Origin of the sequence: Dactylosporangium maewongense (assembly GCF_039531485.1) — a bacterium.
GTDB lineage: Bacteria > Actinomycetota > Actinomycetes > Mycobacteriales > Micromonosporaceae > Dactylosporangium > Dactylosporangium maewongense.
This window is the reverse complement of record NZ_BAAAQD010000019.1, coordinates 110,027-125,364: the sequence shown is the minus strand read 5'-3', so window position 1 is coordinate 125,364 and position 15,338 is coordinate 110,027. Positions and strand designations below refer to the sequence as shown.

Genomic DNA, 15,338 nt, shown 5'->3' with positions numbered 1-15,338 from the left:
GTAGCGTGTGCTAACTCGGCGTTTTCACCGGGTTAGTACTAGGCTGCCCTGGGCGCCACGGAAGAGTAGCACGGGCTAGCCGGTGAGGATGCAACCGGGCGTGCGACGTCCGGATACCATCATGACCTCGGAACCCGAGGAGGAACCGGTGAGTGTGCTGCAGCGCTTCGAGAAGCGCCTAGAGGGCCTGGTCGAGGGGGCCTTCGCAAAGGTCTTCAAGGGGGTCGTCCACCCCGTGGAGATCCTCAACGCCATGCAACGGGAGGCGGAAGCCCACAAGGCGATTCTGGCTGGCGGGCGCACGCTCGTGCCGAATCGCTACGTGATCGACCTGTCGCCCTATGACCACAGTCGGCTGGCGCCGTACGCCGCCGCGCTCGCCCAGGAGCTCGCCCAGTCGCAGGCGGAGTTCATCGGCGAGCAGGGGTGGACGGTCTACGGCGACGTGATCGTCGAGATCGAGCGGGGCGACGGCCTCGACACCGGCATGTTCCGGGTCACGGCCGAGGTCTACACCGGCGGCGAGGTCGCGCCGCAGGCCGCGCCCGACCCCTACGGCGGCTACAACCAGGGCGGCGGCTACGGCCCCGGCCCCGGCGGCCCCGGTGGGCCTGCCCGCAACGTACGACTGGTGTCCGGCGACGGGCGAAGCTACCCTCTGTCGATCGGCTCGACCGTGATCGGCCGGGGCGATCAGGCCAACATGCGCCTGCCAGATGTCGGCATCTCGCGCCGTCACGCGCGACTCGACTTCGACGGTGCGCAGGTGGTGCTCACCGATCTCGGCTCGACGAACGGCACGATGGTCAACGGGCAACGCGTCTCCGCGGTCGCGTTGAATCCCGGTGACATGATCCAGCTCGGCACGACCACGCTCACCTACCGCGTGGATGGCTGAAGTCCCTGCACCACGTGGTCGACGTTAGGCGGATCTGCATGAGTGCACCTGCTCGACCGGGCCTCCGGGCCCCTGATAGGTCGTAGATGGAATTTGTCATTACGGTCGCCCGCTACGGGCTGCTCGTGCTGCTGTGGATCTTTGTGTTCACGGTGGTGGGAGTGATCCGGCGCGACCTGTTCGCGGGCTCTCGAACGAGCCGGATCGTCGCCGCGCCCCGGGGGGTTGGTGCGGCGACGGCTCCTGGCCGTCCGGCGAAGGTGAAGCGCGGCAAGACCGCCCACCAGCTCTTCGTCACCGCCGGCTCACTGGCGGGCACCCGGATCACACTCGGTGAGGCGCCGATCACAATCGGCCGCGCCGAGGATTCGACGCTGGTGATCACCGATGACTACGCCTCGGCGAAGCACGCCCGCCTCGTGCCCCGCGCCGGCCAGTGGTACCTCGAGGATCTCGGCTCGACCAACGGCACCTACCTCGACAAGACCAAGGTCGGCGCACCTACCCCCGTCCCCCTCGGCGTGCCGATTCGCATCGGCCGCACTTCTCTCGAGTTACGGCCATGACCCTCACCTTGCGCTACGCGGCCCGCAGTGACCGCGGTCTGATTCGGAGTGGGAACCAGGACTCCGTCTACGCCGGACCGCGGCTGCTCGCCGTTGCCGACGGAATGGGCGGCATGGCCGCCGGTGACGTCGCCAGCAACATCGTCATCGCCACCATGGCGCCGCTCGACGAGGATGTGCCCGGCAACGCCATGATCGACACGCTTCGCGGCGCCGTCGACCTGGCCAACCAGCAGATCCGCGACGCCGTCGAGGAAAACCCGGCCATGGAAGGCATGGGCACCACCCTCACCGCCATGCTGTTCTCCGGCACCAAGATGGGCATGGTCCACATCGGCGACTCCCGCGCGTACATCGTGCGTGACGGAGAGTTCGCCCAGGTGACCAAGGACGACACGTACGTCCAGATGCTCGTCGACGAGGGCCGGATCAGCCTGGAGGAGGCCAACAGCCATCCCCAGCGCTCGCTGCTGACGCGCGCCCTCGACGGGCGCGACGCCGACCCCGAGTATTCGGTGCGCCAGGTCAAGACGGGCGACCGCTACCTGCTGTGCAGCGATGGGCTCTCCGGCGTGGTCAGCGCCGAGACGATCGAGTCGACACTGCGCGAGTACGTCGACCCCAACCAGTGCGCCGGCCGGCTCATCGAGCTCGCCCTGCGCGGTGGCGGCCCGGACAACATCACCGTGATCGTCGCCGACGTCACCGACGAGGACATCGTCGAGGAGCGGCCGATCGTCGGGGGTGCGGCCGCCCAGGACCGCGGCATGGCCACGTCCGCCGACCAGTCGATGTCCTCGGCCCGGGGTGCCGCGCTCGCCGCGCCGCGCCCGCCGGTGCCGGAGTCCGACGAGGATGCGCGGGCGCACGCCGCGGCGACCGCCCGTGACGAGGCCGGCCGCCCGAAGCGCCACCCGGTGCGCACCGTCGTCCTGCTGGTGGTGCTGCTGGGCCTGCTCGGCGGCGGCCTCTGGTACGGGTGGAGCGTCACCCAGTCGCGCTACTACGTGGGCGCGACCGACGACGGCACTGTCGCGATCTTCAAGGGCGTCCCGGGCAAGATCGCCTGGATCGACCTGTCCGAGGTCTACGAGTCGAGCGAGCTCAAGCTCGACGACCTGACCCCGGCCGCCCAGAGCACGGTCAAGCAGGGCATCCAGGTCGACAGCCTGGACCAGGCCAAGGACAAGCTCGCGGCGCTGACCGACCCCGAGAACCCGTCGCGGAAGCAGCCGTGCCCGAGCGGCGAGCCGACCACCGACGCGTCCGCCAGCCCCACCGGCGCGGTCGTGCCCAGCATGACCTCCAGCGTCTCGGCCGGCACGGGTGCCGCGTCGCCGGCGCCGACCACGGCCGCGGTGACCACCGAGCCGCCGATGGCGTCCGAGACCCCGACCCCGTCCGCCAGCTGCTGATCCGACGATGACCCTGACCGCGAGGCCAAGAGGAATTCTGCTGTGACCGCAACAGCCATCCCTTCCCCGTCGCCCATGGACCCGGGTGGCGGGGCAGGTGCGCCGCGGCCGGGCACCCGGCGCAACGTCGAGCTGGGGCTGCTGCTGTTCGTCGCCGCGATCCTGGTCATCTACGCGGGGGTCGTCGAGGGCAACGCGATCGGCGAGATCACCCCGGACTTCTGGGTGCAGACCGCGATCCTCGCGATCATCTTCGGGGTCGCCCACATGGCGATCCGGTTCCTGGCGCCGTACGCCGACCCGGTGATCCTGCCAGCGGTCGCGCTGATCAACGGCCTAGGCGTCGCCTTCCTGCGCCGGCTCGACCTCGCCAACACCAAGGCCCCCCAGCGGGCCGACCTGAGCGTCTTCGGCGGCGACGGCTTCCGCCAGCTCGGGTGGACCGCCGCGGCCGTGGTCGGCGCGATCGTCCTGATGGCGATCGTGCGGGACCACCGGTCGCTGTCCCGTTACGCGTACACGCTGGGCCTCGCCGGCATCGTGCTGGTGCTGATCCCGGCGGTGCTGCCGGCGCGGTTCTCCTCGATCAACGGCGCCAAGCTGTGGATCAAGTTCCCGGGCTTCTCGATCCAGCCCGGTGAGTTCGCCAAGATCTGCCTGCTGGTCTTCTTCGCCTACTACCTGGTGCGCAAGCGCGAGGTGCTGTCGATGGCGAGCAAGCGCATCCTCGGCGTCGACTTCCCCCGCGGCCGCGACCTGGGCCCGGTCGTGCTGGTCTGGCTGCTGTCGCTGATGGTCCTCGTCTTCGAGAAGGACCTCGGCACCTCGCTCATGTACTTCGGCATGTTCGTCGTGACGCTCTACATCGCGACGGTCCGGGTCAGCTGGCTCATCATCGGCCTGGCGTTCTTCCTCGGCGGCGCGTTCCTCGCGTACTTCCTCGGCAAGACCGTCGGCGGCCCGTTCCTCAACTTCTCCGAGCGCGCGACCACTTGGCTCGACCCGTTCGCCGACGCGGACAACAAGGGCTACCAGCTGGTCCAGTCGCTGCTCGGCCTGGGCACCGGCGGCCTGACCGGGGCCGGCCCCGGTGCCGGTCAGCCGCTCAAGGTGCCCGAGGTGCGCACCGACTTCATCTTCTCCGGCATGGGCGAGGAGATCGGGCTCTTCGGCCTGACCGCCCTGCTCGTGGTCTACCTGCTGCTGGTCGAGCGGGGCCTGCGCGCCGCGATCAACGTGCGGGACTCCTTCGGCAAGCTGTTCGCCGGTGGCCTCGCGTTCACGCTGGGGTTGCAGGTGTTCGTCATCGTGGGTGGCATCAGCCAGCTCATCCCGCTGACGGGCCAGACCACGCCGTTCCTCTCGGCGGGTGGCTCGTCGCTGGTGGCCAACTGGCTGCTGATCGGTCTGCTGCTGCGCATCTCGGACGCGTCGCGACGCCCGGCCGGCGGTGCGCCGTCGATCGGGCTGGGCGGGGTGTCCACCGGTGGTGGGGGCGGCGCGCCGGTCCAGATCCAAGAGCTTCCCACGGAGGTCGTGCGATGAACGCCCCACTGCGCCGGGTCGGTGTCGTGGCGCTGGTGCTGTTCGCGATGCTGTTCGTGAATCTGAACTACCGCCAGGTGGTCAAGGCCGACGACTACCGGACGCACCCGCGCAACGGCCGGGTCCAGGCCAGCGAGTACGAGCGCGCCCGCGGCAAGATCATCAACGCGCAGGGCATCGCGATCGCCGACTCGCAGGAGACCGGCGACACGCTGAAGTTCCTCCGCACGTACCCGCTCAAGGACAAGTACGCGCACGTCATCGGCTTCAAGCCGGTCAACCTCGGCGCGACCAACCTGGAGAAGCTCAACAACGACTTCCTGATCGGCACGTCCGACAAGCAGGCCGCCGACCGGATCGCCGGGCTGTTCACGGGCAAGGACCCGGCCGGTGGCAACGTGCTGCTGACGCTGTCGCAGGCGACGCAGGAGGCCGCGTACACCCAGCTCGGCAACAACAAGAAGGGCGTGAAGAGCGGCGCGGTCGTGGCGATGGACCCGGCCACCGGGGCGATCCTCGCCGAGGTGTCGCTGCCCAGCTACGACCCCAACCTGCTGAGCACCCACGACATCAACGCCGCCAGCGCCAACTACAAGAAGCTGGACACCGACCCGGCCAAGCCGATGCTCAACCGCGCGGTGCAGGAGATCTACCCGCCCGGGTCGACCTTCAAGATCATCACGTCGGCGGCGGCGCTGTCCGCGGACTCGTCGCTGACGCCCGACTCGGTCGTGCCGGGTGGCGAGTTCTACCAGCCGCCGCAGACCTCGACGTTCCGCATCAAGAACGCCCACGAGGGCATCTGCCCCGACCAGATCACGCTGAAGCAGGCGCTGACCGTGTCGTGCAACACGGTCTTCGCCCGCATGGGCGTCGAGCGGCTCGGCGCGGAGAAGCTCAAGTCGATGGCGCAGGCGTTCGGCTTCGAGGCCCAGCCGCGCTTCATCGAGGACCAGGAAAAGAACTACTGCAACGTCGCGGCCAGCCACACCGGCCCGATGACCGCAGGCGACGACAACCGCGTCGACCCGCCGGCCGTGGCTCAGTCGAGCATCGGACAGCGGGAAGTGAAGATGTCTCCGCTGCAAGGCGCCATGATTGCGTCGACGGTCGCCAACGGGGGGCGCGAGATGCGTCCCTACATCGTCGACCGTCTGCAGAACGCCGACCTGTCCAACGCTGACCGGACCGACCCGAAGGAGCTGGGCCGCCCGATCAGCGGCGACGTGGCAGCTTCGCTGCAGCAGATGATGTTCAGTGTCGTCACTGCCCGTGACGGCACGGGCCGCAACGCCAACATCCCCGGCTTGCAGGTTGGTGGTAAGACCGGAACGGCGGAGGACGGTGACGATGCCGGTGACCACGGCTGGTTCATCGGCTTCGCAATGAAGGACGGCAAGCCGATCGTCTCGGTCGCGGTCTTCCTCGAGAACGCTGGCAAGGGTGGCAGCGCGGAGGCGGCTCGCATCGCCGGCCTGGTCATGAAGGCATACGCGGACGAAAAGGGCATCAAATAATGAGGTGCGCGACATGTTGAGCGCCGGCACCACGTTGGGTGGGCGCTACCGCCTGGACGAGCGCATCGCCGGCGGTGGGATGGGTGACGTGTGGCGTGGCACCGATGAGGTGCTCGGCCGCACGGTCGCGATCAAGGTGCTGCTGCCCTCGCTGCTGGAGGAGGCCGGCTTCGCCCAGCGCTTCCGCGACGAGGCGCGCACCATGGCCACCATCAACCACCCGGGCGTGGTGGACATCTACGACTACGGCAGCGAGGGCGGCACCGCCTTCCTGATCATGGAGTACGTGGAGGGCGACGCCCTCTCCCGGACGCTGTCCCGCGTCGGCCGGCTCACCCCGGCCCGCGCCATGGCGCTCGTCGCCCAGGCCGCCGACGCGCTGCACGCGGCGCACGAGAAGGGCATCGTCCACCGCGACGTGAAGCCCGGCAACCTGCTCGTGCGGCCCAACGGCACGCTGGTCCTCACCGACTTCGGCATCGCCCGCTCCGCCGCCGCCGCGCAGCTCACCGCGGCCGGCTCGGTGCTCGGCACCGCCTCCTACATCTCGCCGGAGCAGGCCTCCGGCGCGCAGGCCACCCCGCTGTCGGACGTGTACGCCCTCGGCGTGGTCGCCTACCAGTGCCTGTCCGGGCAGCGCCCCTTCGAGGGCGACAACCCGCTGCAGATCGCGATGCGGCACGTCCGCGACATGCCGCCGCCGCTGCCGGCCGACATCCCGCCGCCGATCGCGCAGCTCGTCGAGCGCGCGATGGCCAAGGACCCGTCGGCCCGCTGGCCCAGCGCCGCCGCGATGGCGCAGGCCGCCCGCCGGGTCTCCGGCGCCGGTGGCGGCACCACGTCCGGCCCGGGCATCCCGATGGCGGCGCCGCTCGGCCCGCCCGGGTCGCCGGTCGGACCGCCCGGCTCGCCCGTCGCGTACACCCCCGTCTCCGGCCCTCCGGTCTCCGGCGGTCCCATGTCGGGCGCGTTCGGCACCCCGGTCTCCGGCGGCGCCCCCACCTCGCCGGGCGTCGGCGCCGGCGGCACGCGGATCATGCCGGGTGGCGCGGTCCCGCCGCCGCCGGGTGTCGCCGCGGCAGGTGCCGGGCACGCCGCCCGGGGCGCGGCAGGTGTCCCGCCGCCGCCCAGCAACGAGACCGCGTACTTCCCCGGCGACGCCGGCAACTACCCGCCCACCGGCGGCTACCAGCCGGCCCCGCCGTCCAACAACCGGCCGGGCGGCAACCGCAACACGATGGTGCTGCTCGGCGCCGCCGCTGCCGTCCTGGTGCTGCTCCTTGGTGTCGGCGGCATCTGGTACGCGATGAGCGGCAACGACACGAAGGACGAGCCCAACGCCCAGGGCACCACGGCGGCGGCCTCGCAGGCGCCGTCCAGCGCGAAGCCGACCGGTAAGACGGTCAACATCCCGTGCGACTGGTCCAGGCTCCAGACGCGGCCGAACGTGGTGCGGCAGCTGCAGCGGCAGGGCTTCAAGGTGAAGGAGACCCCGCAGGACGGCAAGAAGCCGATCCCGGGCCAGGTGCTGAAGGTCGAGCCGTGCGGCCCGGCGACCCCGGTGGGCGACATCGAGGTGTTCTACCAGGAGGGCGGCGGCAAGCAGCCGACCGCCGAGCCGTCGGACGACAACGGTGGCGCCGACGAGTCGCCGAGCGCGGGCAACTCGTCCGCGCCGGCAGCCGGCAACAAGCCGTCCTGCCCGCCCGGCGAGACGAACGTCGGCGGCCTGTGCGTCAAGACAGGGTGATCCGTCCCACCGGACGGGTGCGTCCCGGCGGGCCGGATCGTCCCGACGGGCTGGATCGGAATGGGTTCTCGTCGCAAGACGTGGCAAGGTAAGAGTCGATGACCGAAGGACGACACGACATGACCGCCCAGCCTCGCCTCCTCGGCGGCCGTTACCAGGTCGGGGAGTTGCTTGGCTATGGCGGCATGGCCGAGGTCCATCGGGGCCGTGACCTGCGCCTTGGCCGCGATGTCGCGATCAAGACCCTGCGCACCGACCTGGCCCGCGACGCGACCTTCCAGCTGAGGTTCCGCCGTGAGGCGCAGAATGCCGCCTCGCTCAACCACCCCGCGATCGTCGCCGTGTATGACACCGGCGAGGAGCGGGGGCCGGCGGGCGAGGAGCTGCCCTACATCGTCATGGAGTTCGTCAACGGCCGCACCCTCAAAGAGGTGCTCGCGGCCGAGGGGCGGCTCATGCCGAGGCGGGCCCTGGAGATCACGGCCGACATCTGCGCGGCGCTGGAGTTCAGCCACCGGCACGGCATCATCCACCGGGACATCAAGCCCGGCAACGTGATGCTCACCCAGACCGGCCAGGTCAAGGTGATGGACTTCGGCATCGCGCGGGCCCTGGCCAGCGGTGCCACGACGATGACGCAGACCTCCGCGGTCATCGGCACCGCGCAGTACCTGTCGCCGGAGCAGGCCCGCGGCGAGCCCGTCGACGCCCGCAGCGACGTCTACGCGTCCGGCTGCGTGCTCTTCGAGCTGTTGTGCGGCCATCCGCCGTTCGTCGGGGACAACCCGGTGTCGGTGGCCTACCAGCACGTCCGGGAGGACCCGCGGCCGCCGAGCAGCAGCAACCGCGACGTGACCCCCGATATCGACGCGGTCGTGCTCAAGGCCCTGGCCAAGAATCCGCTCAACCGCTACCAGAGCGCCGGCGAGATGCGTGCCGACGTCATGCGCGCGGCGGCCGGCCGGCCCGTGTCGGCGCCGCCGGTCATGACCGAGGACGAGATGCAGACCGTGATGGCGGCGCAGACCGCCTACCGGCCCGCGCCGCCCGCCTCGCGCCAGCCCGCCCGCGCCGCTCAGCGGCAGAAGCAGAAGAACTCCACCGGCATCGTGGTCGCGCTCACCGTGCTGAGCCTGCTCGCGGTCGCCGCGCTGTCGATCGGGCTCTACCTGGCCAACCAGGAGCCGATGGCGACGGTGCCTGACCTCGTCGGCAAGAGCGAGCAGGAGGCCCGCGACGCGCTGCGGCAGGCGAAGCTGGAGGGCGACGGGCGCCCCGGCGCCAACGAGAACTGCAAGACCGGCACGGTCATCCGGCAGAACCCGCCGAAGGGCCAGGAGGTCAAGGCGGGCACCCAGATCGACTACGAACTCTGCGGCGCGCCCACGATGGCCACGATCCCGACCCTGATCCGGTCCACCAAGGACGAAGCCAGCAAGCTGCTGACCACCCTCAACCTGAAGCCCAACTTCGTCGCGAAGGACGGCTACCAGCCGAAGGACGAGGTCATCGAGTCCGACCCGCCGGCCGGCTCGTCGGTGAAGATCGGCTCCACGGTCACGATCTACGTCTCCAGATTCAACCAGGCGGTCATGCCCGACGTCACGAACAAGACCCTCGCCCAGGCGCAGGCGCTGCTCGAGACGGCCGGCTTCACGGCGGACCCGAAGACGACGGATACGCAGGTGATCGACCCGACCAAGGACGGCCTGGTCATCAGCGCGTCGCAGCCGACCGGCAGGGTGCTGATGAAGACCGATGTGATCACCCTGAAGATCGGGGTGCTGGCGGGCGGCAACCAGTCCGGCTCACCGAAGCCGAGCGGTAGCGCCTCGCCCGGCAATTAGGCCCGGTTCACCCGGTTTTTCCACCCATCACCGTACGTACCCTGTGGATAACACGGCAGTTATCCACAGGGTTATGCACAGGCTCGCACCCGTAGGCGCACACGAGGTGCGCCTACGCGAACGCGGCGATCCGGCGGGCTTCCACCTCGGCGACGAGCTCCGGGGCCCGCTCCAGCGCGGCGGGCAGGCCGCAGGCGGCCAGCCAGTTCGCCAGCATCTGGTGGCCGCCCTGGGTGAGCACCGACTCGGGGTGGAACTGCACGCCCTCGATCGGTAGCTCACGGTGACGCATCGCCATGATCACGCCCGACTCGGTGCGGCCGGTCACCTCGATCTCGGGCGGCAGCGTCGACTCCACCACGGCGAGCGAGTGGTAGCGGGTCGCGATGAACGGGTCCGGCAGCCCCTTGAGGACGCCCTGGCCGCCGTGGGTGACCAGAGAGGTCTTCCCGTGCAGCAGCTCGGGTGCGCGGGTCACGGTGGCGCCGAACGCCGCGCCGAACGCCTGGTGCCCCAGGCACACCCCGAAGATCGGGATCTTGCCCGCGTACTCGTGGATGACCGCCATGCAGATCCCGGCCCGCTCCGGCGTGCCCGGCCCCGGGGAGAGCAGGATGCCGGCCGGCCGCGCCGCGCCGATCTCCTCCACCGAGACCTCGTCGTTGCGGCGCACGTCGCACTCGACGCCGAGCTGGCCCAGGTACTGGACCAGGTTGAACACGAACGAGTCGTAGTTGTCGACGACCAGGATGCGCAAGCGGCTCACCTAGCTCGGTAGGACCTGCGGGGCTGACGGCGTCTTCGTGGGCAGCTTCGACGGCTGCTTGGAAGGCTGCGTCGACGACTGTGTCGACGGCCGTTGCGACGGGTCTGCGCTCGGCTGCTGCAGTTGTCCGCCGTCCTGGTCGGTGGTCTCGACCTGGACGTCGTCGAACGGCAGGATCGGCTCGACCGCCGGGAAGACCTTGTACCACAGCAGCGCCCCGAGCGCACCGATCAGGATCACCGAGACCAGCGACTTGAGCTGCCATTGCTTGAACGGGATGTGCCGCCAGATCCATCCGTACACGCGGCTATCCCTTCAGCTCGGCGGGGTCGCCGGCGGAGACGGGCTGGGACCGGTCGAGCTTCGCGTGCACGACGAGCCGCTGGTAGTTGTTGAACTTCGGGTTGCAGGTCGTCATGGTCAGCAGCGCCTCGGTGGGTGCCGCCCCGGGCTTGCCCGGCACGGGCGCGACGACCTGGACCGCCGTGGGCAGCACGATCTCGTGGCCGATCACCCGGTAGACATACCAGGTGTCCTGGGTCTTGATGACCACCGGATCGCTGGGCTTGAGCTGGTCGAGGTCCCACCAGATCGCCGGCGTGCGGTGCCCGGCCATCGAGAAGTTGCCGATCTGGCCCGGCAGCGCGGTGTCCGGGTAGTGCCCCGGCGCGTAGCGGATGTCGGCGGCGGTCACGCCCTGCACGACGGCCCACTTCTTCTTGAGCCGCGGGATGTGGACGGAGGCGATCACCGCCCCGTTGGCGGGCTTGGCGACCGGGGCCGGTGGTCCGGACGGCGACACGGTCGGGTCGGGCTCCGGGTGGGACCACTGCTGCTCCAGCTGGCGGTTGAGCTCGTCCTGGTGCGCCTCGACGATCGCCGACTTGCCCCAGACCTCGTAACCGGCGAAGAGCAGCACGATGAGGCCGAACGTGATGAGCAGCTCGCCGGTGCCCCGGCTGACCGCCCGCACGACCGTGCCGAACGTGGTCCTCGTGTATTCGGAGTACACGCTGCGATAACCCTCCTGGGTGCGGACCGGCCGCAACGGCACGACCTTGACACCCTTTTCGGCGTCAGGCTCCGTAGTCGCTTCCGGTTCATCCTGGGGGGTGGCTTTTGGGGTTGTTTCCGCCGTTGCGGGGACCTTCGGCAGCACCGTGGTGGCGTCGGCCGCTCCCGGCGGCCCGCTGTGCTCGGTGAACTTCGGGATGTAGGCAGTGGCGTCCGCCGGTCCCGCCGTGGCGGTCTCGGCGGCGTCCATCGGCGGGCTGTCGTCCCGGATGCGGGGGATCATCCGGGTCGCGATGTCGTCCTGGTCCAGGGCGCGATGCCGGGGACGGTGTGCGTCGCTCATGCCGCCGCCTCCCGCGTCGGCCTGAGCCAAGCTGCGTTCATGGTTCGCGGCTCCTCGCTCCGCTGCGCCCCGCTCATGGTCAGGACCCGGTCGTCGCCGACCGGAGCGCGGTGGAGCCGTCGTAGGCCTTCGCCCGCACGTCTGCCTCCATCCGCACCTGGTAGCCCAGACCGAAGTTGTCCGCGGCGTTCCTGAACAGCGCAACCCCCTCCGTGTCGTCGAGGGAGCGCTGGAGGCGCACCTGGTCACCGATCGCGGCGATCTCGAACGGGGGCGAATACACCTGACCGTCGAGCAGCAGCGTGTTGCCAACGCAGCGTACCGCGCTCGTGGCGATGACCCGGACTCCCATGAGCGTCATCGCCTCGGCGCCGCCGGCCCACAACGCGTTGACCACGGCCTGTACGTCCTGCTGGTGGACCACGAGGTCGTCCGGACGGGCACCCGCCGGGCGGCTGCCGTCGGGCCGTCTGGGGGCGTCGTCGAGCACGACCACGAGCCCCGGGCCGTGCACAGCGGTCAGCCCGGCGCCGGCCAGCTGGCTCTCGCCGCGGCGGCGCTGCTCGCCGACGGCGCCGTCCGCGCCCTCCTGGCTCTGCTGCTGCGCCTCGATCTCGCCGCGCAGCCGGGCGGCCCGGGCGCGGGCCGTGGCGATTTCCTGTTTTCTTCCAGCGATCAGGTTGGTCAGCTCGGGGCGCCGGTCGTCGCGCAGGTCCGTGCCGCCCGCGGTCGCCGCCGTCAGCGAGAAGAGCAGCCCGGCCGCCGCGAACACCAGCGGAGTCGCCGCTGACCAGCCGAAACGCTGACCCTTGCGGGGGTGCGGCAGCATAGCGCGGCCGAGCCGGCGCAGGGCGCGGGCCCATGAGGAATCGCCTGATGTGTACTCCACCACGACCCCTCCCCCCGGACGCGTGCCGACTTGACTACGCTAGACGTAGAACATTATTCAGGCCGACGCTGGCGGAGGTGGCGGCGTCACGTGGATAGTGTTGGCCAGACGACCCCTCCAGGAGAGCGCCGTGCCGAAGTCGACAGTTCGTAAGAAGAAGGTGTACACGCCGCCGGCGGAGTTGCGCCCACAGGAGACGGTGGCCGCCAAGCGCCGTCCGAGCCCGGCCTGGGTGCCGATCCTCGCGGTGAGTCTCATCGTGATCGGCATCGGGTGGCTGGTGACGTACTACCTGACGCAGGGCTTCTTCGACGTGGAAGCGTTCTCCGCCGTGGCCAAGCTGCAGTACTGGAACCTGGCCATCGGGTTCGGGTTCCTCGTGGCCTCGCTCGGCGTCCTGTCCAAGTGGCGCTGATCTAGTCCCCTGCTCCGTCACAGCCCCTTCGGTGCGTTCGCGCGCCGAGGGGGCATTTGGCGCTATTCCGTCACAACTTGCGGCGTCGTCTGTGGTGTCGCTCCCGCGCGTCATAGCGTGTGCTGCGACAAACTTCACGTTACTCATGAGTAACCAAGGGGACTAAGGTCTTCTGAAGGACCAGCGGCGTGGGAGGCAAACGGCATGGGCCCAGTGCAGATCATCGCGACCAGTGTCGCGGCGGTGATCACCGTCGTGGCCATCGTGCTCGTCGTGCGCACCGTGCGCCGGATGCTCTCCGTGGTGCGGCTGGGTCAACCCGACCCGTCCCGGAGCGGCCCGCGCGGCCTGCGCCTCAAGACGATGCTCGCCGAGACCCTGGGGCACACCAGGATGCTGCGGTGGACCGTGGTCGGCGCCGCGCACTGGTTCGTCATGATCGCCTTCATGGCGCTGTCGTCGCTGGTGCTGGAGGCGTACTTCGAGGTCGCCGACCCGGACCACGGCCTGCCGCTGATCGGCGCCTGGAACGTCTACGGCCTGGTCACCGAGTGGATCGGCGTGCTCGGCTTCATCGGCATCCTGGTCCTGATCGGCATCCGCCTGCGCAACCTGCCGGGCAACCCCAACCGCCGCTCCCGCTTCACCGGCTCGACGATGTGGCAGGCGTACTACGTCGAGTACACGATCCTCGCCGTCCTGCTCTGCGGCTTCTTCATCCGCGGCTTCAAGGCCGCCAACGACTCGCTCGAGTGGCCGGTGTGGGCCGCGCCGGTCAGCCACGGCCTCGGCGCCGTGCTGCCCGCCAGCGCCGCCGCCGTCAGCCTCATCGCGATGCTGAAGATCGTCGTCTCGATGACGTGGGTCATCGTGATCGCCAGCAACATCACGATGGGCGTCGCCTGGCACCGCTTCCTGGCGTTCTTCAACATCTACTTCAAGCGCGAGCCGGGCCGCGCCGGCTCGGGCCTGCGCGCCCTGCGGCCGATGATGAGCGAGGGCAAGCCGCTCGACTTCGAGGAGGCCGACCCGGACAAGGACCAGTTCGGCGTCGCGCAGGTCGAGCAGTTCACGTGGAAGGGCATCCTCGACTTCTCCACCTGCACCGAGTGCGGGCGGTGCCAGTCGCAGTGCCCGGCCTGGAACACCGGCAAGCCGCTCTCGCCGAAGCTGCTGATCCTGAGCCTGCGCGACCACGCCTACGCGAAGGCGCCCTACCTGCTGGCGGGTGGCCCGTCGGCGGCCGAGGAGGCGCTCGCCAAGGTCGACGTCCTCGCCCTCGCGGAGAAGGACCGCCCGCTGATCGGCGGCGTCGACGAGAACGGCGTCATCGACCCCGACGTGCTGTGGTCGTGCACCACCTGCGGCGCCTGCGTCGAGCAGTGCCCGGTCGACATCGAGCACGTCGACCACATCGTCGACATGCGCCGCTACCAGGTGCTCATCGAGTCGAACTTCCCGACCGAGGCCGGCGTCATGCTCCGCAACCTCGAGAACAAGGGCAACCCGTGGGGCGCCGCCCAGTCGACCCGCGAGGACTGGACCAAGGGCCTGGACTTCACGGTGCCCAACGTGGCCGACGGCGGCGACTTCGAGTACCTGTTCTGGGTCGGCTGCGCCGGCGCCTTCGAGGACCGCGCGAAGAAGACGACCCGCGCCGTCGCCACCCTGCTCAACGAGGCGGGCGTGTCGTTCGCGATCCTCGGCCAGGGCGAGACCTGCACCGGCGACCCGGCCCGCCGCATCGGCAACGAGTTCGTCTTCCAGATGCTCGCGCAGCAGAACGTCGAGACGCTCAACGAGGCCGGCGTCAAGAAGATCGTCGCGACCTGCCCGCACTGCTTCAACACCCTCGCCAACGAGTACGGCCAGCTCGGCGGCCACTTCGAGGTCATCCACCACACGCAGCTGCTGGCGCAGCTGGTCTCGGCCGGCAAGCTCACCCCGGTGCAGCCGGTCGACGGCGCCATCACCTACCACGACCCGTGCTACCTGGGCCGGCACAACCGCGTCTTTGCCCCGCCGCGCGAGGTGCTCGGCGCGGTCGCGTCCTCCCAGGACGACGCCGGCCTGGTCGAGATGGACCGCTTCGCCGAGCGCTCGTTCTGCTGCGGCGCCGGTGGGGCGCGCATGTGGATGGAGGAGCGGATCGGCAAGCGCATCAACGTCGAGCGCGTCGAGGAGGCGCTGTCGACCGGTGCGAAGACGGTGGCCGTGTCCTGCCCGTTCTGCCTGACGATGCTCGGCGACGGGGTCACGGGCAAGAAGGCCGCGGGCGCCGCCCCGGACGACGTCGAGGTCGTGGACGTGGCGTCGGTGCTGCTTCGGTCGCTGTCGTCCAACAATTCTTGACAAATCGGACTTTTCGCTCTA

General features: G+C 69.9%; 13 protein-coding genes. 9 read left to right on the top strand and 4 right to left on the bottom strand.

Annotated features, from left to right (window positions below; all coding sequences use genetic code 11):
- The first annotated feature begins 121 nt into the window (after window positions 1-121).
- The 7 genes from ABD332_RS39230 to pknB all read left to right on the top strand — a co-directional run bounded on the left by ABD332_RS39230 (window position 122) and on the right by pknB (window position 9,538).
- A complete protein-coding gene (locus ABD332_RS39230) occupies window positions 122-898 on the top strand; it encodes an FHA domain-containing protein (protein ID WP_344508403.1) in 777 nt (258 codons plus the stop codon).
- A gap of 86 nt (window positions 899-984) precedes the next feature.
- Complete coding sequence (locus ABD332_RS39225; RefSeq protein WP_327007183.1) at window positions 985-1,464, top strand: FHA domain-containing protein FhaB/FipA; 480 nt, start codon at window positions 985-987, stop codon at window positions 1,462-1,464.
- Window positions 1,461-2,879, top strand: a complete 1,419-nt coding sequence (locus ABD332_RS39220) for a PP2C family protein-serine/threonine phosphatase (RefSeq protein ID WP_344508398.1) — start codon at window positions 1,461-1,463, stop codon at window positions 2,877-2,879. Before ABD332_RS39225 ends, ABD332_RS39220 begins: the two co-directional genes overlap by 4 nt.
- 42 nt (window positions 2,880-2,921) lie before the next feature.
- Window positions 2,922-4,424, top strand: coding sequence for an FtsW/RodA/SpoVE family cell cycle protein (locus ABD332_RS39215; RefSeq protein ID WP_425552360.1), 1,503 nt, complete (start codon window positions 2,922-2,924; stop codon window positions 4,422-4,424).
- Window positions 4,421-5,941: a peptidoglycan D,D-transpeptidase FtsI family protein gene (locus ABD332_RS39210; protein ID WP_344508396.1), complete on the top strand. Its 1,521-nt coding sequence runs from the start codon at window positions 4,421-4,423 to the stop codon at window positions 5,939-5,941. The genes ABD332_RS39215 and ABD332_RS39210 overlap by 4 nt, the downstream gene beginning before the upstream one ends.
- Before the next feature lie 13 nt (window positions 5,942-5,954).
- Window positions 5,955-7,691 carry a serine/threonine-protein kinase gene (locus ABD332_RS39205; RefSeq protein WP_344508607.1) on the top strand — a complete coding sequence of 579 codons (1,737 nt, stop codon included), beginning with the start codon at window positions 5,955-5,957 and terminating at the stop codon, window positions 7,689-7,691.
- Window positions 7,692-7,810: 119 nt separating this feature from the next.
- Entirely contained in the window at window positions 7,811-9,538 is a 1,728-nt protein-coding gene (pknB, locus tag ABD332_RS39200) for a Stk1 family PASTA domain-containing Ser/Thr kinase (protein WP_344508605.1), read from the top strand.
- A 112-nt stretch (window positions 9,539-9,650) separates the two neighbouring features.
- Here the strand turns inward: pknB and ABD332_RS39195 are convergent, their stop codons facing one another.
- From ABD332_RS39195 to ABD332_RS39180, 4 genes are all read right to left on the bottom strand, one after another.
- Entirely contained in the window at window positions 9,651-10,295 is a 645-nt protein-coding gene (locus ABD332_RS39195) for an aminodeoxychorismate/anthranilate synthase component II (RefSeq protein ID WP_344508394.1), read from the bottom strand.
- A gap of 9 nt (window positions 10,296-10,304) precedes the next feature.
- Window positions 10,305-10,607, bottom strand: a complete 303-nt coding sequence (locus ABD332_RS39190; protein WP_344508393.1) for a hypothetical protein — start codon at window positions 10,605-10,607, stop codon at window positions 10,305-10,307.
- A gap of 4 nt (window positions 10,608-10,611) precedes the next feature.
- Entirely contained in the window at window positions 10,612-11,661 is a 1,050-nt protein-coding gene (locus tag ABD332_RS39185; RefSeq protein WP_344508391.1) for a class E sortase, read from the bottom strand.
- A 79-nt stretch (window positions 11,662-11,740) separates the two neighbouring features.
- Window positions 11,741-12,550 carry a DUF881 domain-containing protein gene (locus tag ABD332_RS39180; protein ID WP_344508389.1) on the bottom strand — a complete coding sequence of 270 codons (810 nt, stop codon included), beginning with the start codon at window positions 12,548-12,550 and terminating at the stop codon, window positions 11,741-11,743.
- A gap of 130 nt (window positions 12,551-12,680) precedes the next feature.
- On the opposite strand from ABD332_RS39180, the gene ABD332_RS39175 reads away from it, so the two are divergent.
- Both ABD332_RS39175 and ABD332_RS39170 read left to right on the top strand, forming a co-directional pair.
- Window positions 12,681-12,965, top strand: coding sequence for a cell division protein CrgA (locus ABD332_RS39175; protein WP_344508387.1), 285 nt, complete (start codon window positions 12,681-12,683; stop codon window positions 12,963-12,965).
- Between the two features lie 204 nt (window positions 12,966-13,169).
- Entirely contained in the window at window positions 13,170-15,317 is a 2,148-nt protein-coding gene (locus tag ABD332_RS39170) for a (Fe-S)-binding protein (protein WP_344508385.1), read from the top strand.
- The last annotated feature ends 21 nt before the right edge of the window (window positions 15,318-15,338 follow it).

What these genes read in the sequence shown, in the direction of transcription:
- ABD332_RS39230 (WP_344508403.1), top strand. Translation starts at nt 122, where the DNA reads ATGACCTCGGAACCCGAGGAGGAACCGGTGAGTGTGCTGCAGCGCTTC.
- ABD332_RS39225 (WP_327007183.1), top strand. Translation starts at nt 985, where the DNA reads ATGGAATTTGTCATTACGGTCGCCCGCTACGGGCTGCTCGTGCTGCTG.
- ABD332_RS39220 (WP_344508398.1), top strand. Translation starts at nt 1,461, where the DNA reads ATGACCCTCACCTTGCGCTACGCGGCCCGCAGTGACCGCGGTCTGATT.
- ABD332_RS39210 (WP_344508396.1), top strand. Translation starts at nt 4,421, where the DNA reads ATGAACGCCCCACTGCGCCGGGTCGGTGTCGTGGCGCTGGTGCTGTTC.
- ABD332_RS39205 (WP_344508607.1), top strand. Translation starts at nt 5,955, where the DNA reads ATGTTGAGCGCCGGCACCACGTTGGGTGGGCGCTACCGCCTGGACGAG.
- pknB (WP_344508605.1), top strand. Translation starts at nt 7,811, where the DNA reads ATGACCGCCCAGCCTCGCCTCCTCGGCGGCCGTTACCAGGTCGGGGAG.
- ABD332_RS39185 (WP_344508391.1), bottom strand. Translation starts at nt 11,661, where the DNA reads ATGAGCGACGCACACCGTCCCCGGCATCGCGCCCTGGACCAGGACGAC.
- ABD332_RS39170 (WP_344508385.1), top strand. Translation starts at nt 13,170, where the DNA reads ATGGGCCCAGTGCAGATCATCGCGACCAGTGTCGCGGCGGTGATCACC.